The organism is Brevundimonas sp. UBA4553 (genome assembly GCF_002387245.1).
GTDB lineage: Bacteria > Pseudomonadota > Alphaproteobacteria > Caulobacterales > Caulobacteraceae > Brevundimonas.
Map to the genome: position 1 here is coordinate 26,668 of NZ_DGLD01000018.1, position 20,308 is coordinate 46,975.

The 20,308-nt window shown below is 65.9% G+C and carries 19 protein-coding genes; 6 read left to right on the plus strand and 13 right to left on the minus strand.

All coding sequences use genetic code 11. The annotated features are described in order from the left end of the window. Positions 1 to 93: 93 nt before the first annotated feature. On the plus strand, positions 94 to 1,650 hold the full coding sequence (locus B4A39_RS11925; RefSeq protein ID WP_409449565.1) for an AMP-binding protein: 1,557 nt from the start codon (positions 94 to 96) through the stop codon (positions 1,648 to 1,650). 106 nt (positions 1,651 to 1,756) lie between these two features. Further along, positions 1,757 to 2,167 carry a DoxX family protein gene (locus B4A39_RS11930; protein ID WP_292036731.1) on the plus strand — a complete coding sequence of 137 codons (411 nt, stop codon included), beginning with the start codon at positions 1,757 to 1,759 and terminating at the stop codon, positions 2,165 to 2,167. A gap of 20 nt (positions 2,168 to 2,187) precedes the next feature. Here B4A39_RS11930 and ygiD read toward each other — a convergent pair whose 3' ends face one another. From ygiD to B4A39_RS11950, 4 genes are all read right to left on the minus strand, one after another. Beyond that, positions 2,188 to 2,943 carry a 4,5-DOPA dioxygenase extradiol gene (gene ygiD / locus B4A39_RS11935; protein ID WP_292036733.1) on the minus strand — a complete coding sequence of 252 codons (756 nt, stop codon included), beginning with the start codon at positions 2,941 to 2,943 and terminating at the stop codon, positions 2,188 to 2,190. A 4-nt stretch (positions 2,944 to 2,947) separates the two neighbouring features. After that, complete coding sequence (gene wrbA, locus B4A39_RS11940; protein WP_292036734.1) at positions 2,948 to 3,550, minus strand: NAD(P)H:quinone oxidoreductase; 603 nt, start codon at positions 3,548 to 3,550, stop codon at positions 2,948 to 2,950. Positions 3,551 to 3,638: 88 nt separating this feature from the next. Beyond that, positions 3,639 to 4,106: a hypothetical protein gene (locus B4A39_RS11945; protein ID WP_292036736.1), complete on the minus strand. Its 468-nt coding sequence runs from the start codon at positions 4,104 to 4,106 to the stop codon at positions 3,639 to 3,641. After that, positions 4,081 to 4,944: a D-alanyl-D-alanine carboxypeptidase family protein gene (locus B4A39_RS11950; RefSeq protein WP_292036737.1), complete on the minus strand. Its 864-nt coding sequence runs from the start codon at positions 4,942 to 4,944 to the stop codon at positions 4,081 to 4,083. Before B4A39_RS11950 ends, B4A39_RS11945 begins: the two co-directional genes overlap by 26 nt. A 112-nt stretch (positions 4,945 to 5,056) precedes the next feature. Between B4A39_RS11950 and B4A39_RS11955 the strand changes: the two genes are divergently transcribed. From B4A39_RS11955 to B4A39_RS11965, 3 genes are read left to right on the plus strand one after another with little or no spacing between them, the layout of a single operon-like run. Continuing rightward, a complete protein-coding gene (locus tag B4A39_RS11955; RefSeq protein WP_292036739.1) occupies positions 5,057 to 6,421 on the plus strand; it encodes an MFS transporter in 1,365 nt (454 codons plus the stop codon). After that, positions 6,422 to 7,225, plus strand: a complete 804-nt coding sequence (gene mazG / locus B4A39_RS11960; protein WP_292036740.1) for a nucleoside triphosphate pyrophosphohydrolase — start codon at positions 6,422 to 6,424, stop codon at positions 7,223 to 7,225. Continuing rightward, entirely contained in the window at positions 7,222 to 7,899 is a 678-nt protein-coding gene (locus B4A39_RS11965) for an HAD family hydrolase (protein WP_292036741.1), read from the plus strand. The genes mazG and B4A39_RS11965 overlap by 4 nt, the downstream gene beginning before the upstream one ends. Here the strand turns inward: B4A39_RS11965 and B4A39_RS11970 are convergent. The 8 genes from B4A39_RS11970 to dusB all read right to left on the minus strand — a co-directional run bounded on the left by B4A39_RS11970 (position 7,890) and on the right by dusB (position 17,595). Next, positions 7,890 to 9,518 (minus strand): Na+/H+ antiporter, encoded by a 1,629-nt coding sequence (locus B4A39_RS11970; protein WP_292036742.1) that lies wholly within the window; start codon positions 9,516 to 9,518, stop codon positions 7,890 to 7,892. The two genes, B4A39_RS11965 and B4A39_RS11970, sit on opposite strands and share 10 nt — an antisense overlap. 4 nt (positions 9,519 to 9,522) lie before the next feature. After that, positions 9,523 to 10,836 (minus strand): GTPase HflX, encoded by a 1,314-nt coding sequence (hflX, locus tag B4A39_RS11975; protein WP_292036743.1) that lies wholly within the window; start codon positions 10,834 to 10,836, stop codon positions 9,523 to 9,525. Next, positions 10,837 to 11,082 carry an RNA chaperone Hfq gene (gene hfq, locus B4A39_RS11980; protein WP_003164861.1) on the minus strand — a complete coding sequence of 82 codons (246 nt, stop codon included), beginning with the start codon at positions 11,080 to 11,082 and terminating at the stop codon, positions 10,837 to 10,839. Between the two features lie 158 nt (positions 11,083 to 11,240). Then, complete coding sequence (locus B4A39_RS11985; RefSeq protein ID WP_292036744.1) at positions 11,241 to 11,870, minus strand: SAM-dependent methyltransferase; 630 nt, start codon at positions 11,868 to 11,870, stop codon at positions 11,241 to 11,243. 141 nt (positions 11,871 to 12,011) lie between these two features. Then, the gene (locus B4A39_RS11990) at positions 12,012 to 12,872 is read right to left on the minus strand and encodes a D-amino-acid transaminase (protein ID WP_292036745.1); all 861 of its coding nucleotides are present in this window, start codon (positions 12,870 to 12,872) and stop codon (positions 12,012 to 12,014) included. Next, on the minus strand, positions 12,872 to 14,281 hold the full coding sequence (locus tag B4A39_RS11995) for a sigma-54-dependent transcriptional regulator (RefSeq protein WP_292036746.1): 1,410 nt from the start codon (positions 14,279 to 14,281) through the stop codon (positions 12,872 to 12,874). Before B4A39_RS11995 ends, B4A39_RS11990 begins: the two co-directional genes overlap by 1 nt. A 9-nt stretch (positions 14,282 to 14,290) precedes the next feature. Next, positions 14,291 to 16,543, minus strand: a complete 2,253-nt coding sequence (locus B4A39_RS12000) for a sensor histidine kinase NtrY-like (protein ID WP_292036747.1) — start codon at positions 16,541 to 16,543, stop codon at positions 14,291 to 14,293. Further along, positions 16,543 to 17,595: a tRNA dihydrouridine synthase DusB gene (gene dusB / locus B4A39_RS12005; RefSeq protein WP_292036748.1), complete on the minus strand. Its 1,053-nt coding sequence runs from the start codon at positions 17,593 to 17,595 to the stop codon at positions 16,543 to 16,545. Before dusB ends, B4A39_RS12000 begins: the two co-directional genes overlap by 1 nt. A 64-nt stretch (positions 17,596 to 17,659) precedes the next feature. Between dusB and B4A39_RS12010 the strand changes: the two genes are divergently transcribed. Further along, the gene (locus B4A39_RS12010; RefSeq protein WP_292036749.1) at positions 17,660 to 18,796 is read left to right on the plus strand and encodes a bifunctional 2-C-methyl-D-erythritol 4-phosphate cytidylyltransferase/2-C-methyl-D-erythritol 2,4-cyclodiphosphate synthase; all 1,137 of its coding nucleotides are present in this window, start codon (positions 17,660 to 17,662) and stop codon (positions 18,794 to 18,796) included. Here B4A39_RS12010 and B4A39_RS12015 read toward each other — a convergent pair. Beyond that, a complete protein-coding gene (locus B4A39_RS12015; RefSeq protein WP_292036750.1) occupies positions 18,793 to 20,097 on the minus strand; it encodes a diguanylate cyclase domain-containing protein in 1,305 nt (434 codons plus the stop codon). The two genes, B4A39_RS12010 and B4A39_RS12015, sit on opposite strands and share 4 nt — an antisense overlap. Positions 20,098 to 20,308: the final 211 nt, after the last annotated feature.

Sequence of the window (20,308 nt, forward strand, 5' to 3'; positions counted from 1 at the left end):
TACGCATCTTTTCAAGGCGACCTTACGTCACTAGGTTCCGGCCTCTTGTAACCGAGAGGGCCGCCGAGAGCCCTCCGAAGGAGGACGTGCTTGCTGCGGGCAGCCCTGGACCCCAAGGTCTATGAAGAATCCCTGTTCGACGCGCTGATCGACGCGCGCGCCCGCTATGGCGACAAGGAGATTCTGGAAGACCAGGATCGTCACCCCCTCACCTACACCGGCCTCATCCGCGCGGCCTTCGTGCTGGGCCGCAAGATCGCCGCCATGACCAAGGCGGGAGAGCGCGTCGGCGTCCTGCTGCCGTCCAGCGCAGGCGTGGTCGTAACCTTCTTCGGCCTGCACGCCTTCGGCCGCGTGCCGGTCATGCTGAACTTCACCTCGGGTGAAGCCAATCTGAAGGCCGCACTGAAAACGGCAGGCGTCACCAAGATCCTGTCGGCCAAGCGTTTCGTCACCCAGGCCAAGCTGGACGACCTGATGGCCGCCCTCGGCGGGGTCGCCGAGATCATCTGGCTGGACGATGTTCGCAAAACCATCGGTCTGGCCGACAAGCTCTATGGCCTCAGCGCCGGAATGGCCCCGCGCCGTTTCCGCACCAAGACCGATCCGGATTCGCCTGGCGTGGTTCTGTTCACCTCCGGCAGCTTCGGCGCGCCCAAGGGCGTGGTGCTGAGCCAGCGCAACCTGGTCGCCAACGCGCGGCAGGTCGCCGCCCACATCGACCTGAAGCCGGAATGGGTCATGTTCAACCCGCTGCCGACCTTCCACTGCTTCGGCCTGACCGGCGGGGTCATCCTGCCGCTGCTGCAGGGGATGAAGGCGTTCGAATACCCCTCCCCCCTTCACGCCAAGCAGATCACCGACCTGCTGCCGCAGGTGAAGGCGTCCATCCTGTTCGCGACCGACACCTTCCTGAACCAGTACGCTCGCGTAGCCGAGCCGGGCGATTTCGCCACCCTGCAGTTCGCCGTCGCCGGGGCCGAAAAGGTTCGCGACGAAACGCGCCAGATGTTCAACACCAAGTTCGGCGGCGTCGAGCTGTTGGAAGGCTATGGCGCGACCGAGGCCGCGCCCGTGGTCGCCGTGAATCATCCTGATCGCAACCGTCCCGGCACCGTCGGCCAGATCATGCCCGGCATGGAATATCGTCTGGACAAGGTCGAGGGCATCGAGGGCGGCGGCCGCCTGTACCTGCGCGGCCCGAACGTCATGGCCGGCTATATCTCGCCTAACAATCCGGAGGGCATCGAGCCTCTGGAAGGCGGCTGGCACGATACCGGCGACATCGTCGACATCGACGACGAGGGCTACATCACCATCCTCGGCCGGGTGAAGCGCTTCGCCAAGGTCGGCGGCGAAATGGTCTCCCTGCTCGCGGTCGAGGACATGGCCGGCGCCGTCTGGCCCGAACATCGCCACGCTGCAGTATCCGTCCCGGACAGCAAGAAGGGCGAACGCCTGATCCTGGTGACCGATCACGAAGGGGCCGAGTCCGCGCGTCTGTCGGAATGGGCGCGCGAAAACGGCGCGCCGGAATTGGCGGTTCCCAAGAAGATCATCAAGATCGCCGTCATCCCCGTTCTCGGCACGGGCAAGACCGATTACGTGGCCATTCAGAAGCTAGTCGAGGACGCCCTGAAAGCCGCCTGATCAGGACGGCTTGCAGACCGCGCAGCTTCGCCTAACCTCCGCCTTCGCGCCTTGCGTTGATCCGGCTCTCGGACCCGACGGTCGTGCGCTATCGGGAGGAAAACAAATGGCGAGTGCAGCGTCCATCTCGGGTTGGGCCCCGCGATTCCAGAGTGTTCTGCGGATCGTGGCCGGCCTGCTGATCCTTCAGCACGGCGCGCAGAAAATTCTCGGCTTCCCGCCCGGCGGGCACGGTGGCGGCGTGGACCTGTCCACGCTGGCCGGATGGTCCGGTCCGATCGAACTGGTCGGCGGCGTCCTGATCGTGCTGGGGCTGTTCAGCCGGCCGACCGCCTTCATCCTGTCGGGCTTCACGGCCGTGGCATACTGGATGGTCCACGCCCCGCAGAGCCCCTACCCGATCAACAATGGGGGAGAGTTGGCGGCGCTCTACTGCTTTGTCTTCCTGTACCTGTTCTTTGCTGGTCCGGGCCCCATCGCGCTCGACAGCGTGATGCGCGGTGGCCGTCGCCGTTAAGCGATCGAACGGCGCCTGGATCAGCCGATCCGGGCGCCCGTCATCGAGATTGAGCCGCCTTCGATCACATCATTGAAGAAGCTGACCGTCTCGCCCTGGGCCTGCTGGGCGGCGACGTAGAGCAGCGGCAGATAGTGCTCATCTGTCGGCACGCTGAGCTGAGTCTGTTCGCCCAGTTGCACCCAGTCGATCAGGGCGTCGTGGTCGCCCGCGACAAACGCCCGCTTCACCGCCTCGTTGAAATCGACAGCCCAGTCATAGGGCTCGCCGCCGGCCCGTTTCCACGTGCGCAAATTGTGCACGAAATCGCCGGAACCTGCGATCAGGACGCCCTCGTCCCGCAGCGGGTGAAGACGTTTGGCCAGTTCATAGTGGCCGCGCGCGTCAATGGTGCGATCCAGCGACAGTTGGACGATCGGCACATCGGCCTCTGGCCAGACGTGGGCCAGCACCGACCATGTGCCATGATCCAGACCCCATTGCGTCGTCTGTTGCGCGCCCGTCAGCTCCGCCACCCGGGACGCCAACAAGGGCGAACCGGGCGCGGGATACTGCATGGCGTGAAGTTCGGGTGGAAAGCCACCGAAATCATGGATGGTTTCCGGCCGCTCCTGCGCCGTCACGCCCAGCCCGCGCGTCTCCCAGTGGGCCGAGACCATGACCACGCCTTTCGGCTTGCCGATCTCCTCTCCCAGTGCGCGCCATGCGTCCGCGTAGGGACCGCCCAGGGCGTTCATAGGAGAACCGTGACCAAAGAAGATGGCGGGCTGGCGCATGATCTTAACCGTGCAGCTTCCTGGCGATCTCAGCGATATGCTGACCCTGATAGCGGGCGCCGTCCAGTTCGTTGTCGCTGGGCATGCGCGAGCCGTCGCCCTTGGTCAGGGTGGTGGCGCCATAGGGCGAACCGCCCGTGATCTCGTCCATGTTCATCTGCCCCTGGAATCCATAAGGCAGGCCGGCGACGACCATGCCTTGGTGCAGGAAGAAGTTGTGCAGGCCGCTGAAGGTGGTCTCCTGACCGCCGTGCTGGGTGGCCGAGGCGGTGAAGGCGCCGCCGACCTTGCCGATCAGCTTGCCCGTGAACCACAGGCCGCCGGTCTGATCCAGGAAAGCGCGCATCTGCGAAGCGGCGGTCCCGAAGCGGGTGCCTGCGCCGATGATGATAGCGTCGTAGTCGGCCAGTTCATCCACGGTGGCGATCGGCGCGGCCTGATCCAGCTTGTAGCCCGACGCCTTGGCCAGGTCAGCAGGCACGGTTTCCGGCACGCGCTTGATGTCCACGAATGCACCGTCCACGCGGCGCGCGCCCTCGGCTACGGCTTCGGCCATCTGCTCGATGTGGCCATAGGTCGAGTGATAGAGGACGAGAATCTTGGGCATCAAACGCTCCGCTAAATCTGACTGACACAAAAGCAACTGCATCAGTGTCTGATTTAGCGAGATACTGCGGCGTCGCAAGCCCCAGCGCTCAGATTTCCATGCGACGCGCCAAGGGACAGACGCGATCATAGAAGGCCTGGCTTGCGGGCGCCCGCCCGCCCCGCGACAGGATGAAGCGGTGCTCGACCACCATGGCCTGCTGCTCGATGTTCAGACCGCTCCAATCACACAGATCGTCGAGCGGATAGGTGTAGGCCGCTGGGCCATCGCCAGCCCGCAGCTTGCTCATCAGCAGGTTCAGACCCTTCTGGGCCTGCCACACATGGACCAGCTCATGAATGAAAACAGCCTGGACGCGCAGCGGCGCGCGCGACAGATCGGGCTCCAGCGTCGTTTTCGGCCAGACGATCCAGTCGCGCCCGAACCAGCGCCCCGGCACGAAGGCCCGATCGAACGGCCAGGGCGACGCGATAAAGCGAATGTCATCCAGTTTCAGCGCCGCGCCGAACACCTCGCGGGCCAAGGCCGCTTCACCGTCCGCCAGCGCCCGCATCATCGCCTGTCCACTCCCAGTGCCAAGGCTCGAACACATAGGGCGTGAATCCGAAACGGGAAGCATTGGCGACCAGCCAGCGATAGGCGGGTCCCTGGGCCATGTGGCGGCGGCTCATCGGATCGGTGGAATCCACGCCCATACCCGCGACGTGGCCGACATGGATGTCGATCGCGGTTCCGGTACGATGCGGCGAGCAGGCCGCGCGACGCAGACCATCGCAGTTGCCCTGGGCCGCGCAACGCGCAGCGTCCGCCTCGGGGTCGCGGAAACCCGAGAAAATCTGCATCAACTCGGGATCAGCCGCGATGGCCGGCGCCTCGGCGCGGGCGGCGGCGACCATGCGGCGATAGGCGTCCAGAACGTCGCGGCGCAAGAGGCGGGTCATGCGTTCGGCATGCTCTTCCTGCGGCGACAGGTAGGCCAGCATGCTGATGGGCGGCGGGTCGGGGCATTCCCCCCTCACCCGCGCCATGACGAAGGGGCGTCGCTCCTGCCACAGACCGCGAAAAACCTGAAAGGTCGGCTGATCGAATTGGCCGGTCGCCATCAAACCATAGCGCGCCTGAAAACCGGCCAAGGCTTCAGCGAAGCCTGCCGAGGCAGGATCGCACGGCGAACCGATCTCACGCTGGATCAGGGGCGTGTAGGTCTCCCATCCCCATTCCGCTGAACCGAATGGCGACCATTCCAGCGTGTAGAGCGAGACGCCGTTGGCCTGGGCCGCATTGTCCCAGGCGTTGGTGGCCCGGTCGCAAATCTGGGCGTCGGCCTTCGCCGCTCCGGCGCTGCCGATAGCCGCAAGAAGCGCCGCAACAAGGATCGCAATTCGCACTGACATAGGCACAGCAGGCCTCAGCTCGCCTGGAACCGCAAGGACGACTTCGCCTGTTGGCAGAAAACCGGCATGGTGAAGCTGCGGCCGACTCAGGCCGACCATGTTCGGACGCCTGATGTCATCTGTTGTCGCTGCTGATGCTCCCCGCCGTTCCAACGCCGTTCTGGCCGCCTTTTCCGGCCCCTGCCTGCCCCTAGCGGCTTTCGGCGTCGCCCTGCCCGTCACCCTGCCTGAATTCTATGCCACCCACGTCGGGCTTGAGCTGGGGGTGGTCGCCGCCGTCTTCATGGCGGTGCGGCTGATCGACATCGTCTTCGACCCCTTCATCGGCTGGGGCATGGACAAGACCAGAACGGCCTTCGGTCGCTATCGCCCCTGGATGTTGGTGTCGACGCCGATCCTGATGCTGTCGGCCCTGATGATGTTCGTCCTGGTCCAGCCTGGCGCCGGTCCTGCCTATCTGTTCGCCTGGCTGCTGGTCCTCTACCTCGGCTTCTCCATCGGAACCCTTGGCCAGTTAGGCTGGGCGGCGGTTCTGGCGCCTCAGTACGACCAGCGCAGCCGCGTCTACGGCTGGTGGCAGGTCTTCAACATCATCGGCGTCATCCTGATCCTGATCCTGCCGACGGTGGTGGTGAAGTCGGGCATCGGGGACTATGCCGACGGCGTGCGCATTATGGGCTGGGCCATCCTGATCGCCCTGCCCGTCACAATCGGCCTGGCCATGATCGCCGTGCCGGAACCCGTCAACGTCGGCGCGCCGCCGCACGGCGGGCCGAGCGCCTATCTGGCCCTGTTCAAAATGAAGACGGTGCGAAAACTGCTGATCGCCGACCTGCTGCTGGGCGTGGCGCCCGGCATCACCGGGTCGCTGCTGTTCTTCTTCTTCGGCCAGATCAAGGGCTACGACCACACCCAGGCGTCGCTGTTCATGCTGTTCTACTTCGTGGCGGGTCTTGTCGGAGCCCCCATCTGGGCCTGGCTGGCGACGAAGATCGGAAAAGACCGGGCCCTGGCCGTCGCCAGCCTGATTTTCGCCGGCCTCTACATCGCCGCGACGCTAGTGCCCGGCGGCAATTTCGCCCTGACGGCGGCGGTCATGTTCGTCGCCGGCCTACCCTATGCGGCCGGCCTGTTCCTGCTACGGGCCATGATGGCCGACGCGGGCGACGAGGTGCGGTTGGAGACAGGGGTGGACCGCACCGGTCTGATGTTCTCCATCCTGTCAGCCACCACCAAGATCGGACATGTCGTGGCCCTGATCCCCTACCTGATCCTGCAATGGGTAGGCTTCAAGGCCCTGCCGGGTCCGGCGGGCAACAGCGAGTTCTCGCTTTTGGCGCTGCAAATCCTGTTCATCGCCGTGCCGGGCCTGCTACTGGCGGCGGCCGCCTGGGTGCTGAAGGGCTATCCCCTGACGCCCAGGCGCCACGATGAAATTCGCGAGGCGCTTATCGCCCGCGACGCCGGAACCGCCTGAATGACCCACTCCATCGACCGCCTGAAAGAGATCATGGTTCGCCTGCGCGATCCGAACGGCGGTTGCCCCTGGGACGTCGAGCAGACCTTCGCGACCATCGCCCCCTATACGATCGAAGAGGCCTATGAGGTCGCCGACGCCATCGAGCGCGCCGACATGGAGGAACTGAAGGTCGAATTGGGCGACCTGCTGTTCCAGGTCGTCTTCCACGCCCGAATGGCGGAAGAAGCCGGTCATTTCGCCTTCGATGACGTGGCCAACGCCATGGCCGACAAGCTGATCCGCCGCCATCCCCACGTCTTCGGCGAGGAAGCCGCCAAGCCGAGCGGCTCGGCCCAGAAGGCGCGCTGGGAGGACATCAAAGCCGCCGAGCGCAAGGCCAAGGCCCAGCACGGCGTACTGGATGATGTCCCGGTCGGCCTGCCCGCGCTGACCCGCGCCGCCAAGCTGACCAAGCGCGCCGGCCGCGTCGGCTTCGACTGGCCCTCGACCGACGAGGTCTTCGACAAGCTGGCTGAAGAAGTCGAGGAACTGCGCGTCGAGATCGCCGCTGGCGACAAGGATAAGGCGCGCGAGGAACTGGGCGACCTGCTGTTCGTCGTGGCCAACCTGGCCCGCAAGCTCGAGGTAGAGCCTGAAGACGCGCTGCGCGCCGCCAACGCCAAGTTCGTTCGCCGCTTCGGCTTCATCGAGACCGAGTTGGCAAAGGACGGCCGCACGCCCGACCAGTCCGATCTGGCCGAAATGGACGCCCTGTGGAACGCGGCGAAGGCCGCCGAGAAAACAGCCAAAGCGATGGGATGAACGGCCCGTTCGACCTCATCATCTTCGACTACGACGGGGTCATCGCTGACAGCGAGTTGTTGAACAACGCCGTCATGGCGGAACTGCTCAGCGAAATCGGCCTGCCGACGACGCTGGATGACGCCTTGGCGACCTACCTCGGCAGGCGCTGGCTGGATTGCGAGCAGATTATCTCGCAGCGCCTGGGCGCGCCTTCCCCGCCCGGCATTCGCGAAGAGTGGACCAGACGTTGCCATGACCGTGCCGAACGCGAGCTCTGCAGCGTGACAGGTCTTGAGGCCTTCCTGTCCGCCCGGTCCGAGCCCCGCTGCATCGCCTCATCCAGCCCCCTCGACTGGATCCAGATGGGCCTGCGACGTTTCGGCGCCGATCAGATGTTTGAGGGCACGATTTTCAGCGCCGCCGTCCATGTAAACCGAGGCAAGCCGCACCCCGATCTATTCCTGTTCGCGGCCAAGATGATGAACGTCACCTCTTCGCGCGTGCTGGTCATAGAAGACAGCCCGATGGGCGTCATGGCAGGCGTGGCTGCTGGGATGCGCGTGATCGGGCTGTGCGCCGGCGGGCACGTTCGGGATGGCCACAGACAAAAGCTAGCCGAGGCGGGTGCGCATCAGATCTTCGACAGCTACGGAGACTTGTCGGTTTGGATGACCGCCCAGGCTCAAACGTAACGTAGTTCCTGAAGATCGACCTCGCGGATCAGCTTGCGCGTCGTTTCCTCGTCTACCAACCGCATCCGCCCCAATCGCACCAGCTCGGCGCGCTCGGCGGCAAGCCCGGCCAGACGAAGTTGCCGCTCGATCTCGTCGGTCTGACGCGCCAGCGTGACGTCGTCACCCTCGACGTGGGTGCGCGTCTCGATGCGATGGCGATAGGTCTCCATCAGCCGCGCGGCCGTTTCGGCATAGAGGTCAGGATTGCTCCTGCCCTCGGCCATGGCGTGCTGGGTGTCCTCGATGGCGCGCATGGCGGCCGAGGCGGCGGCGACGCGCGAGCGATCTTCCTCCTCCAGATGCGAGGGCTCGGGCGGCAGCTTGATCCCCTTCAGCAAGCGCGGCAGAGCGATCGTCGCCAGCACGAGGGAGACGATGATCACCCCCGCCGCCAAGAAGATCGCCAGATTGCGCGCCGGCATCGGCGTGCCGTCGCCGAGCACGAAAGGCAGGGTCAGGATGCCGGCCAGGTTGATGGCTCCCCGAACCCCCGCCAGCGACATGACCGCCACCAGCCGCCAGCCAACCTTGGGCGGGGCATCCTTGCCGCGCTTGCGGAACAAGGTCAGTTTCAGCGAAGTCCACACCCAGACGAAACGCAGGGCCGCCAACGCCCCCACGATGGCGAAGACATAGACCGCCAGCCACCAGACCTCCTTGTGCTGGGTGGTCTGGATGACCTCGGCGGCGCGCGCCATGATCGATGGCATCTGCTCGCCCAGGATGACGAAGATCAGACCGTTGGCCACGAACTGCACCGTGTCCCAGACGACCGCGCGGCGGATGCGCGTCGCCGCCATGGCCGAGCCCTGACGCTCGGTGAAGCTCATGGTCACGCCCGCCGCCACGGCGGCCAGAATGCCTGAGGCGTGAACCGCCTCGGCGGACAGATAGGCGGCGAAGGGGATCAACAGGCTGATCAGAATCTGGCCGCCCACGTCCTCGCCCCAGCGACGGCTGATCCACCCTTTCAACAGGCCGATGGCGAGGGTGACCATCACCCCGACCGCGACGCCCGCCAGCGCTAGCCAGACGAAGGTCCCGACCGCGCTGGTCAGCGAAAAGACGCCGGTCGTCGCTGCAATGACGGCGATGCGCATGCAGGTCAGCCCAGTGGCGTCGTTCAGCAACGACTCGCCCTCGAGGATATGCATCAGCCGCTGGGGAATGGGCGACCGCGACGCGATGGCCGAGACGGCGATGGGATCGGTCGGCGAGAGGATCGCTGCCAGGGCGAAGGCGACGGCCAGAGGCATGGCCGGGATCATCCAGTGGATCAGGAAGCCCAGCCCGACCACGGTGAAGACTACGAGACCAAGGGCCAGTTCCAGAACCACCACGCGGTCTCGGAACAGGGCCTCCTTAGGGATCCGCCAGCCGTCCACGAAAAGCAGGGGCGGCAGGAACAGAAGGAAAAAGATATCCGGTCGCAGATCCACCGCCTCGCCCGTGATCATCACAACGCCCGCCCCAAGCGCGATCTGCACCAGAGGCAGGGCGATCCGCGTGATCCGCGCCACCCATCCTGACAGCACGACGGCCAGCAGCAGGAAGAGGATGGTCTCGATCAGGTGCATGGGCTCAGTCGATAATGTCCGGGTATAGGCGCTCCAAACGCCCCAGCGCGGACGGGTGCAGGCGCACGACCAGATAGGTCCTGCCATCGGCGTCCGTATCGCGGAAGGTCACGCGACCGTTCTCATACAGCCAGGCCAAGGCCTCCCCCTGATGCGGCTGCAGCGTCAGGCGGGTCTCGGGATCATCGTCGATCAGTCCGGCGATGGTTTCGCGCAGAGCCTCGATGCCCTCGCCGGTCCAGGCCGAAACAGCGACGGCCTCGCCCTCACGAGACAGCCGCTCGGCCTGCCCCAGCACAGCCTCCCGCACGTCGGGGGCCAGCAGGTCGATCTTGTTCCATACTTCGAGGATGCGGCGGGTTTTGCCCTCGGGCGTCGGGATCTGCTCCAGCACCGCCTCGACGTCCTTGGCCTGGGCGTCGCTGTCGGGCGAGGCGATATCGCGAACGTGCAGGATCAGGTCGGCCTCGCCCACCTCTTCCAGCGTGGCGCGGAAGCTTTCAACCAGTTCGTGCGGGAGGTCGGAAATGAAGCCCACGGTGTCGGCGATGATGGCCGGCCGGCCCTGCGGCAGACGTATGGTGCGCTGCGTGGTGTCCAGCGTGGCGAACAGCAGGTCCTTGGCGAAAACTTCGGATCCAGTCAGCCGGTTGAACAGCGTAGACTTGCCAGCATTGGTGTAGCCGACCAGCGCGACCGATGGGAAAGGCACCTTCTTGCGGGCCTTGCGGTGCAGGCCACGCGTGCGACGCACCTCTTCCAGTTCGGCCTTCAGCCGCACGATGCGGTCGGCGATCAGGCGCCGGTCCAGCTCGATCTGGGTCTCGCCGGGACCGCCAGTCGAGCCGGTGCCGCCACGCTGGCGTTCCAGGTGGGTCCAGGTGCGGACCAGACGCGACCGCTCATAGTCCAGCCGCGCCAGTTCGACCTGAAGCCGGCCTTCCTTGGTGCGCGCGCGGCGCCCGAATATCTCAAGGATCAGGCCAGTGCGGTCGATGACCTTCACTTCCCAAGCCTTTTCCAGATTGCGCTGCTGGACCGGCGACAGGTCATCGTCGATGACCACGGCCTCGGCGTCGGCAGCACGGATCAGGGCCGCCAGTTCATCGACCTTGCCCGACCCGAACAGGGTCGCAGGCGTCGTCGAGCGCAGCCGCACGATCTCTTCGGCGCGCACGTCAAGGTCCAGCGCGCGGGCGAGGCCTGCGGCTTCCTCAAGGCGTTCGGAAGCCAGTCGCGGGCTGTCCGAGCGTCGGTCTGGATGGATGACGACCGCCCGGATCAGCGGAACGGCGTGGTCGATAAGCTTGGAGGTCAATCAGTCTTCTTCGGCGTCCGGCTCGTACAGTTGCACGGGCGCGGAGGGCATGATGGTCGAGATGGCGTGCTTGTAGACGAGCTGCGACTGGCCATCGCGACGCAGCAGCACACAGAAGTTGTCGAACCAGGTCACGATACCCTGCAGCTTGACGCCATTGACCAGGAAGATGGTCAGCGGGGTCTTCGTCTTGCGGACGCTGTTGAGGAAGGTGTCCTGAAGGTTCTGGCGTTTGTCTTGCGACATGGCAGGTTGGTCCTGTTCTTGGTTCTTTTTGGCCGACTGAGGCAGTCGGTGCGGACTCGTCGGTCCGCACGCAACCTTAGACGCGCCTTCGCAGTCGCGGCAACGCCCTAAATGGCCTCTCGACGCGCCTGTTCAAGATGGCTGAAGCCGAACGAGCCTCATGCCGCCTTACGGCCATGAATAAAGGAGCCGTGGAACCCGCCATGGTCGGTGTGGGTCAGTTCGAGATCAGTGACACCGGCGGCGAACAGGATGGCCGCTATCACGGTCAGGTCATAATCGAACATCACCATCTCGCCCTTGGCTAGCTTTCTGAGAGCCGCGACGTTCGAAACCATGGTGAAATCTTCGGCCATGACGACACGACCGCCGGGTACGGCAGCATGGCGCGGGTCGCGGTACAGGGCGAACTGTAAGGTGACGAATCCCCCCGGCGCCAACCGCTCCAGCAAGGCTTTCAGCAGCGGATAGCCGCGCTCTGGCTGAATATGCTGAAAGACAATGATGGATACGATCCAGTCAAAGGTTCGGTCCGGCAGGTCGCATCCGAACCCAAGACCGGCCTGCGTCGAACGTCGAGCCTCGGCCAGCATGGATTCGGACACGTCAACGCCAAAGGCGTCCCCCGTCTTGGCAGCCAAGGCTCGCGTTAACCGCCCGACACCGCATCCGAAATCAAGAGCTGAGGCCGGCGCGAAATCAGGGTAGCGCCGCAGAAGCGCCTCAGACGCCCAGCGGATATCGCCCTCGCCAGTCGCAAAGAAGTCGGCCAGGGCCTCGTCGTTCAAATTCTCGATTTGAAGCGAGGATCCGTCAGCACGCCATAGTAGGGATTGGCTCGGCCGATCTCTTCCCAATCCGCGTCAGTGTCCCGAGGCGCCGCGCCGCGGTCGCCCTGTGCAAACATTCGCTTGAGCATGGCCGCCCCCTCAGACCGCGTCGCGGCGCGCCTGTTCCAGATAGACTTCGCGCAGACGGGTCGCGACCGGCCCGGGCTTGCCGTCCGCGATCTTCGATCCGTCCAGCGAGACGATCGGCATCACGAACGAACTGGCTGCGGTGACGAAAATCTCCTTGGCGCGCTTCGCCTCTTCGACGCTGAAAGCACGTTCGTCCAGTTCGATGCCCTCGACCTCGGCCAGTTTCAGGATCGCCGTGCGGGTGATGCCGCGCAGGATATTGGCCTGGGTGTCGCGGGTCCGCAGCTTGCCGTTCTCGTCAACGATCCAGGCGTTGGTGGACGAGCCTTCGGTCACCAGTCCCATTTCATCGACCATCAGGCACTCGTAGGCGCCCTTCTCGCGCGCCGCCTGCTTGGCCAGGACGTTGGGCAGCAGGCCCACGGTCTTGATGTCGCACCGTCCCCAGCGAATGTCGGGCATGGTCACGCCCGCCGCGCCCTTGAGGGCCAAGGCCTCCCCCTTGGACAGGTCGATAGCCTTCGACGTCACGATAACGCTGGGCGGCGTATCGCTGGGAAAGGCGTGGTCCCTGGGGGAGGTCCCGCGGGTGACCTGCAGATAGACAATGCCGTTCCGCACGCGGTTGCGTCGGATGGTTTCTTTGAGCACCCGTTCCAGGGCCTGGGCCGTCATCGGGATCGGGATGCGAAGCTCGGTCAGGCTACGGGCCAGCCGGGTCAGATGGCCCTCGAAATCGGCCAGCTTGCCGTCGAAGACCGACCAGACCTCGTATACGCCGTCGGCGAACTGAAAGCCGCGATCCTCGATGTGAACCGTGGCGCCGTTGTGGGCCTGATAGGTCCCGTTGACATAGGCGATCCTGGACATCAGGCGCCCTCTCCTTCTTCGTCTTCGCCGCCTCGAGCGGGGGAAACGCCCAGCGACTTCAATTTACGGTGCAGCGCGGATCTCTCCATGCCGATGAAGGCGGCGGTGCGCGAGATGTTTCCGCCAAAGCGCATGATCTGCGCCGCCAGATAGTCACGCTCGAACACCTCGCGCGCCTCTCGCAGAGGCAGGGCAATGATCCGATCGGCGCCCAGAGAAGAGGCGCCGCCGGACGATGCCACCTCCTGCGGCAGCATATCGGCGGTGATCGCTTCGTCCGGATCGCCAGTAGCCAGGATCAACAGCCGCTCGACGTTGTTGCGCAGTTGGCGGACATTGCCCGGCCAGGGATGGACCTGAAGCACGGCCAGGGCGTCGTCCGCCACGCGCCGGTGAGGCAACCCCTGCGAGGCCGACAGGTTGTCGACGAAATACTCGATCAGCTCGCTGATGTCCTCGCGACGCTCGGACAGCGGCGGGACACGGATCGGGACCACGTTCAGACGGTGGAACAGATCCTCACGGAACCGGCCCTCGGCGATCTCGACCTTCAGGTCCCGGGCGGTCGAGGTGACCACACGGACATCGACCTGCACGTCCTGCTCGCCGCCCACGCGACGGAATCGCTGCTCGACCAGAACTCGCAGGATGCGGCTCTGACTCTCGCGCGGCATGTCGCCCACGTCGTCTAGATAGAGGGTGCCGTTATGAGCGCGCTCGAACACGCCGATCTTGCGCGGACGCCCATCGCCGCCTTCCTCGCCAAAGAGTTCGACATCCAGACGTTCGGGCGTCATGCCGGCCGCCGAAATGGCCACGAACTCCGATTTGGCGCGGGGGCTGGCGTCGTGAATCTGACGCGCCACCAGCTCCTTACCTGAGCCCGGCGGACCGGAAATCAACACCCGGCTGTTGGCCGGAGCGACCTTGGCGATCGTGCCGCGCAGCAACTGCGCCGCCGCTGATTTCCCGATCAGTCCGGTCGGCGCCATGGTCTGGGCTCGTAGGCGGCGGTTTTCGCGCCTCAGGGAGGCGGCTTCCAGCGCGCGCTCGATGACCACCACCAAACGGTCCGACTTGAACGGCTTTTCGATAAAGTCGTAGGCGCCGCGCTTCAGGGCGCTGACAGCGGTTTCGATATTACCGTGACCCGATATCATGACGACGGGCAGGTCCTCGTCCAAACCCTTGACCACGTCCAGCAGCTCCAGCCCGTCCAGACCGCCGCCCTGCATCCAGATGTCGAGCACGGCCAGCGACGGCTTGCGCGCCCGGATCGCGGCCAGCGCCTCGTCCGAATTGGCGGCCGTGCGGACCGAGTGGCCCTCGTCCTCGAGCAGGCCCGAAACCAGTTCGCGGATGTCCGCCTCGTCGTCCACGACCAGAATGTCGGCACCGGTATTGCGCATGACGCCTCTCTACTCCGCCGCTCGCGCCGCGCCGGGGGCACGGTGAGCAGCCTTGCTGTCTTGGGTCAGGGGGAAGGTCAGGCACACGCGCGCGCCCGACAAGGTTTCAGCGTCGGCCAGCCTAAGCTCGCCGCCGTGGTCTTCACAGATACGCTTGACGATGGCCAGGCCAAGGCCTGTGCCCTTCTCGCGCGTGGTCACATAGGGTTCGGTCAGACGGTCGCGATCCTTGGCAGGGAGACCGATCCCGTCATCCTCGACGACGAAGGTGGCGATGCCCCCTTCCACCGTCAGTCGCGCGATAATGCCCACAGCGCCCGGCTGAGCCGCCTCGTGGTGACGTTTTGCCGAGACGGCCTCGCCCGCATTCTTGAGAATATTGGCCAGCGCCTGCCCGACCATACGCCCGTCACATTGCAGCACCACGTCCGGCAGGGGTTCAATCAACTCCACCCCGATGTCCGCCGCCGCGACGCGCTGGGCGAAGACGGCTTCACGCAGCATCTCGGCCGGATTTTCACGCGTGAACCGTGGCGCCGGCATGCGCGCGAATGATGAGAACTCGTCCACCATGCGCCCGATATCGCCGACCTGACGGATAATGGTTTCGGTGCAGCGGTCGAAGACCTCGACGTCGTCGCCGACCTGAGAGCGATACTTGCGCCGTAGCCGCTCCGCCGACAGCTGGATCGGGGTCAGCGGGTTCTTGATCTCGTGTGCGATGCGACGGGCCACGTCGCGCCATGCGGCGTTGCGCTGCGCCGTCACCAGGCGCGTGATGTCGTCAAACGTCAGCACCATCTCGCCGCCCTGCCCGCCCTCGATACGGACCCGCAGACGTCGCGTGTCGCCTTCGCGACTGACGTCGATGTCCTCTTCGATATGGGCTTCGGCGCGCTCGGACAGTTCGGCCAGTTCCGGCGATACTTCGGCCAGGAGTCGCCCCTGCACATCCGCCTCGTCGATGGCCAACAGCTGGCTGGCGCTGTCGTTGATAGCCGAAATCCGCCCCAGACGATCCAGACCGATGACCCCGGCGCTAACGCCCGACAGGACGGTCTCGATAAAGCGGCTGCGCCCCTGGGCGTCCTCGCTGGCGGTTTTCAGCGCCGCCTGCTGGGTCATGATGTCGCCCGTCATGCGATTGAAGGCTTCGGACAGGACGACCAACTCGGACGGCGCGCCGGTATTGTCGACCCTCGCGCTCAGGTCGCCCCCCGCCACCTGATCGGCCGCCTTCACCAGCCGACCGATGGGCGCGGAGATCGAGCTGGCCGCCGACATGGCGAGCCAGACCGCGCCGACCAGAACCAGCAAGGCCGTCTCGAGGTAGCTCAGAGCGAAGGCCGCCTGAATGCGCGCCCGGCTTTCCTCGGCGGCGCGATAGGCGGCGATCGATTCCTCGCCGTTGCGCATCCGCTGAATCAGCCCCGGCGCCAGCGGTCGCACGACGTAGAGGTAGGCGTGGCCATAGTCCGGCAGCGGATAGAGGGCCCGCACCATGTCGGGATTCTCGGTCACGGTCGTCGGCGCGACCTCGCCCTCCGCCACCGTTTCAAACGCCTCACGTGGCGGGGCGACATAAGGCGGCGCGCCGGGTTGCTCGCCGCTGGCCAGCACCTCGCCGTCGCCATTCAGGATGTAGAGGGCTGGATAGCCGAAGAAGTCGCCGATCTGGGCCAGGGCGCGCGAGAACTGGATGCGGTTGTCGAACAGAGCTCGAACGCCGCCCAGCTCGGTCGACATGGTCTCCAGATCAACCTCCAGCCCGGCTCCGACGTCGGCGACATAGGCGCGGCCGATCTCGGCCCCGTTCTCCACCGCCGAACGGACGTTGGTGCTGAACCACTGGTCCACCCCCCGGTTAACCAAAACCCCAAAGACAAGGGCGATCAGAACCGCCGGGACCACAGCCACCAGCGAGAACAAGGTCACGAATCGCAGATGAAGCCGTGCGCCGGGGTCATTCCGGTTTCGCGTCAGACGCAGCACCCGCACGCCGATCACCGCGGCCAGACCGCCAATCAGCACCAGGTTCGCCAGAAGCACGAAAAGCACGAACTGGCTGGCCGCCGCGCGAGCATCGCCCCCCGCCGTCGCGCCCGGCGCGATCGCCACCAGCCAGATGGCCGCAGCCGTGATCAGGAAGGCGACGACATAGGCGGCGACGAACAGGGCTCGCGCGCGACCGCTGGCCAAACGGCCCCAGAGCGAACGCTCAGGGTCGTGACCTTCAATCTGCGCGGCGAGGCGATCCGTCATCACCTCGCAGCTTCAACCAGCTGTGACTGATTTTCAACACTAGAGTTGCCAATTTGATCCACCCCGGGTCGCCAGAGGGCGGCAAGGGCCTCCTCGACCTCTGACGGCGTCTCCAGGCGACAGAGCCGCGCCTTGGCTGCGCGTCGGTCCAGCGGGTCTTCCGGCCAAGGGGCCTGCTCAATGTACCAACCCAGATGCTTGCGGAACATCTTCAGGCCCAGCGGCAAGCCGTAGAAGGCTGCAGACGCCCGCAAATGTTCGACGACGATCGCCAGCCGCTCCTCCCGATCGGGCTCCTGCAACTGCCGCCCATCGGCCAGCGCCCGCTCCAGATGCGCCGCCAGCCAGGGGCGTCCATAAACACCGCGCCCCAGCATCAGGGCGTCGGCCCCGGATTGGGCAAGGGCTACGCGCGCCTGCTCCGCCGTGACGATGTCGCCATTGACGATGACAGGGATGGATACCGCTTGCTTGACCTCGGCCACGGCCTCCCAATCGGCGACCCCGGTGTAGAACTGTTTGCGCGTTCGGCCGTGAACGGCCACCGCCGCCACACCCAGATCCTCGGCGCGTCGCGCCATCTCAGCCGCGTTCAGGCTGCTCTCGTCCCAGCCCAGACGCATCTTGACCGTAACTGGCCGGCTGACCGCCTCCACGACCGCGCCCATGATCGCCGCCGCGCGCTCGGGCGTGCGCATCAGGGCCGAGCCGCAGGCCGCCCCGGTCACCTCCTTGGCCGGGCAGCCGAAGTTCAGATCGATGATGTCGGCGCCCGCCTTCTCCGCCATGCGCGCGCCCTCCGCCATGGCTTCAGGATCGCCGCCCACGAGTTGGATCACCGTCAACGGCAGACCTGCGCCGACCGCCGCCCGCCGCACCACGTCCGGCCGCCCACGCGCCAGTTCGGCCGAGGCCACCATCTCGGTCGCCACATAGGCCGCGCCCAGCCGCGATGCGACCTGACGGAACGGCAGATCCGTGATCCCGGTCATCGGCGCCATCAGCACCCGTCCGGCGATCCGCACGTCTCCGATTTGCAATCCTGTGCTCATCCCGCCCTTACCGCCGACTGTCGCCCCTCTCGTCAAGCGGAACTGGGGCGCTTAGAAGGCCGACATGAGATTTGCAGCAATCGTGGTGGCGGCCGGATCCGGCTCGCGCGCCGGCGGAGACAAGCAGTGGCGCGTTGTCGCGGGCCGGCCGATGGTGCGTTGGTCGGTGGAATCCCTGCTGGCCGCTGGCGCTAGTCAGGTTGTCGTGGTCATCGCGCCGGGCGCCGAGGCTCGAGCCGACGACGCCTTGAACGGCCTGGTCGGCTGGCGCGCCGTCACAGGCGGCGCCACGCGCGCTGCGTCAGTGCAGGCGGGTCTGGCGGCGCTTGATCATTCTGACGACACCCCTGTTCTGATTCACGACGCCGCACGGCCCTTCTTGGGCGCGGCGGTGATAGACCGCCTGATCGACGCCCTAGATCATGCCGACGGCGCCCTGCCCGCACTCCCCGTCGCCGACAGCCTGCGCCGCGGCGTGAGCGGTCTGGTCGCGGGCAGCGTCGAACGCGACGGTCTGTGGCGCGCCCAGACGCCGCAGGCCTTTCGTCTCAGGACCATCCGCGACGCCTACGCCGCCTGGGACAGTCCTGAAGCGCCGACGGACGAAGCCGCTGTGGTCGAACACGCCGGCGGACGGGTGCGCCTTGTCGACGGCGACGCCCGCTTGATGAAACTTACCTATCCCGAGGATTTCGCCATGGCCGAGGCCCTGTCGCCCAAGACCTTCCGCATCGGTCAGGGCTACGACGTTCATCGCTGGGGCCCCGGCTCGTCGGTCTGGCTGTGCGGGCTTGAGATTCCGCACGATCAAACCCTGATGGGTCATTCAGATGCCGACGCAGGACTGCACGCCCTGACCGACGCCATTCTGGGCGCCATCGCGGAAGGCGATATCGGCGATCATTTTCCGCCCAGCGATCCGCAATGGAAAGGCGCCTCGTCGGACCGTTTCCTGATCTTCGCCGCCGATCGCGTGGCCGCGCGGGGCGGGCGCATCGTCAACGTCGACATCACCCTGATCTGCGAGCAGCCCAAGGTGAAGCCGCATCGTCAGGCCATGCGTGAGCGCCTCGCGGACCTGCTCAACCTCCCGCTCGATGCGGTCAGCGTCAAGGCGACGACGACCGAGGGCCTTGGCTTTACCGGCCGCGGCGAAGGGCTCGCAGCGCAGGCCGTGGTGTCGATCGAACTTCCCGGCTAGGGCTTCGGCAGGTCCGCTGACGCCCGCTCGAGCACGGCCGCGGGCGTCTCACCCGCCTGCATCTCGGCCACGCCGACATCGAACTCGACGACGAAGGGCGAGCGGTCCTTGCCTGCGTCGAAGGCTGTGCAGGCGATAACCGCCGATATCCGTTCGGCCGCCTGCCGCGCCGCAACGCCCCCTGTCGCCGGCAGAACCAACGCGAACAGCTCAGGCCCCAGACGCGCCGCCGTATCCTCGACGCGGACCAGCCGCGACACCATGGCTCCGATCTGCGGCATGGCCCTATCTAGCCAACCGCCGCCCCGCGCCTCGGACACCGGCTCGCGCTCGGCTACCCTCAGCACGCAGACCGACAAGGCGCGATTGCGCGACCGCGCCCCCTCGGCCACTCGCGCCAGGTGCGAGGCGAACAGGTCGCGCGTGAACAGGCCCGTGGCGACGTCCATCAAATCAGACCCACGCACCGAATCCAGCGCCCGGCGAATGGCCTGACGGCGACGATGATTCTGCGCCAGGGCCAGCACCCGCTGGGCGGTTTCGTCCTCCGGCGTTTCGGCCGCGGCGACGTCCGCAAAGCCTCGCCGGAACAGGTCGGCCAGTTCCACCTCTGCGGCGCCACGCAGGTAGAGGATCAGCGGGATGTGATAGAGGCGCGTGTTCCGCTTCATGCCCGAGGCGATCGACAGCGCCGGCGCATGCTCCTGGCCGCCCCACAGAATGGCCGCGTCGAACGCGCGTTCGTGCAGATAGTCAAAAGCCGTGTAGGGCGTCGGCGCCGCGACCACCTCGGCTCCCGCCGCCGCCAGAGCATTGGACAGAGCCAGGAAGCGGCGGTCCGCCGCACCTGCCGTCAATATCTGCAGGGGAGTCTCCCCGACATCAGGCGCATTCAGGGTCACGCCATGGGCGGCGAAGGTCGCCTGCCTCAGCCGGAACTCCTCTTCGGCGATGCCCGCCCGCGTAAGCTGGTCCAGCCGCAACGCCGCCTGGGCGGGGTGCGGCGGCGACGACATGGCCAGGTCAGCTTCGCAGCTTTCGGCCTCGCCGCCGCCGATCAGCAGGATGGGCAGATAACGAGGCGCAGCCGCATCCCGCAGCCGGGCGATGGCCGTCGCATCCTCAAGCCCCCCAGCGTCCACGACAGCGGCGTCGATTGTCAGGTCTTTCAGGGCATGGACGGCGGCGTCCAGCGTCCGCGCCGTCATGGTGGGCCATCCCAACTGGTCCAGCCCCTCGCACAGCGGGCCTACCAAGCCGTCGTCGACGGCGACGATCAATACGCGCGGATCGGAATCCAAACTTCTCTCCCCCGGCCAGGACGGTTCGCCCCCGACACCGATATTCCAGGCCGCGCTCATGATAGTGATCACGCCCCCGTTCTAGCAATGGCAGGCACGCCATTGGCGAGGGCGAACTCAAAGCAACCGCCCGAGGGTTCCACCCTGGACCGAATGGGGTTAATCGGTCGCTTCGTCGACTGCCGAGGCCCAAGGCTTGAACCCACAATCC

Excerpts from the sequence above, each read along its gene's own strand:
- B4A39_RS11965 (WP_292036741.1), top strand. The coding sequence starts at position 7,222 with ATGAACGGCCCGTTCGACCTCATCATCTTCGACTACGACGGGGTCATC.
- B4A39_RS11970 (WP_292036742.1), bottom strand. The coding sequence starts at position 9,518 with ATGCACCTGATCGAGACCATCCTCTTCCTGCTGCTGGCCGTCGTGCTG.
- ygiD (WP_292036733.1), bottom strand. The coding sequence starts at position 2,943 with ATGCGCCAGCCCGCCATCTTCTTTGGTCACGGTTCTCCTATGAACGCC.
- B4A39_RS12000 (WP_292036747.1), bottom strand. The coding sequence starts at position 16,543 with ATGACGGATCGCCTCGCCGCGCAGATTGAAGGTCACGACCCTGAGCGT.
- B4A39_RS11955 (WP_292036739.1), top strand. The coding sequence starts at position 5,057 with ATGTCATCTGTTGTCGCTGCTGATGCTCCCCGCCGTTCCAACGCCGTT.
- B4A39_RS11950 (WP_292036737.1), bottom strand. The coding sequence starts at position 4,944 with ATGTCAGTGCGAATTGCGATCCTTGTTGCGGCGCTTCTTGCGGCTATC.
- mazG (WP_292036740.1), top strand. The coding sequence starts at position 6,422 with ATGACCCACTCCATCGACCGCCTGAAAGAGATCATGGTTCGCCTGCGC.
- dusB (WP_292036748.1), bottom strand. The coding sequence starts at position 17,595 with ATGAGCACAGGATTGCAAATCGGAGACGTGCGGATCGCCGGACGGGTG.
- B4A39_RS12010 (WP_292036749.1), top strand. The coding sequence starts at position 17,660 with ATGAGATTTGCAGCAATCGTGGTGGCGGCCGGATCCGGCTCGCGCGCC.
- B4A39_RS11990 (WP_292036745.1), bottom strand. The coding sequence starts at position 12,872 with ATGTCCAGGATCGCCTATGTCAACGGGACCTATCAGGCCCACAACGGC.
- wrbA (WP_292036734.1), bottom strand. The coding sequence starts at position 3,550 with ATGCCCAAGATTCTCGTCCTCTATCACTCGACCTATGGCCACATCGAG.
- B4A39_RS11945 (WP_292036736.1), bottom strand. The coding sequence starts at position 4,106 with ATGATGCGGGCGCTGGCGGACGGTGAAGCGGCCTTGGCCCGCGAGGTG.
- hfq (WP_003164861.1), bottom strand. The coding sequence starts at position 11,082 with ATGTCGCAAGACAAACGCCAGAACCTTCAGGACACCTTCCTCAACAGC.
- B4A39_RS11995 (WP_292036746.1), bottom strand. The coding sequence starts at position 14,281 with ATGCGCAATACCGGTGCCGACATTCTGGTCGTGGACGACGAGGCGGAC.
- B4A39_RS11930 (WP_292036731.1), top strand. The coding sequence starts at position 1,757 with ATGGCGAGTGCAGCGTCCATCTCGGGTTGGGCCCCGCGATTCCAGAGT.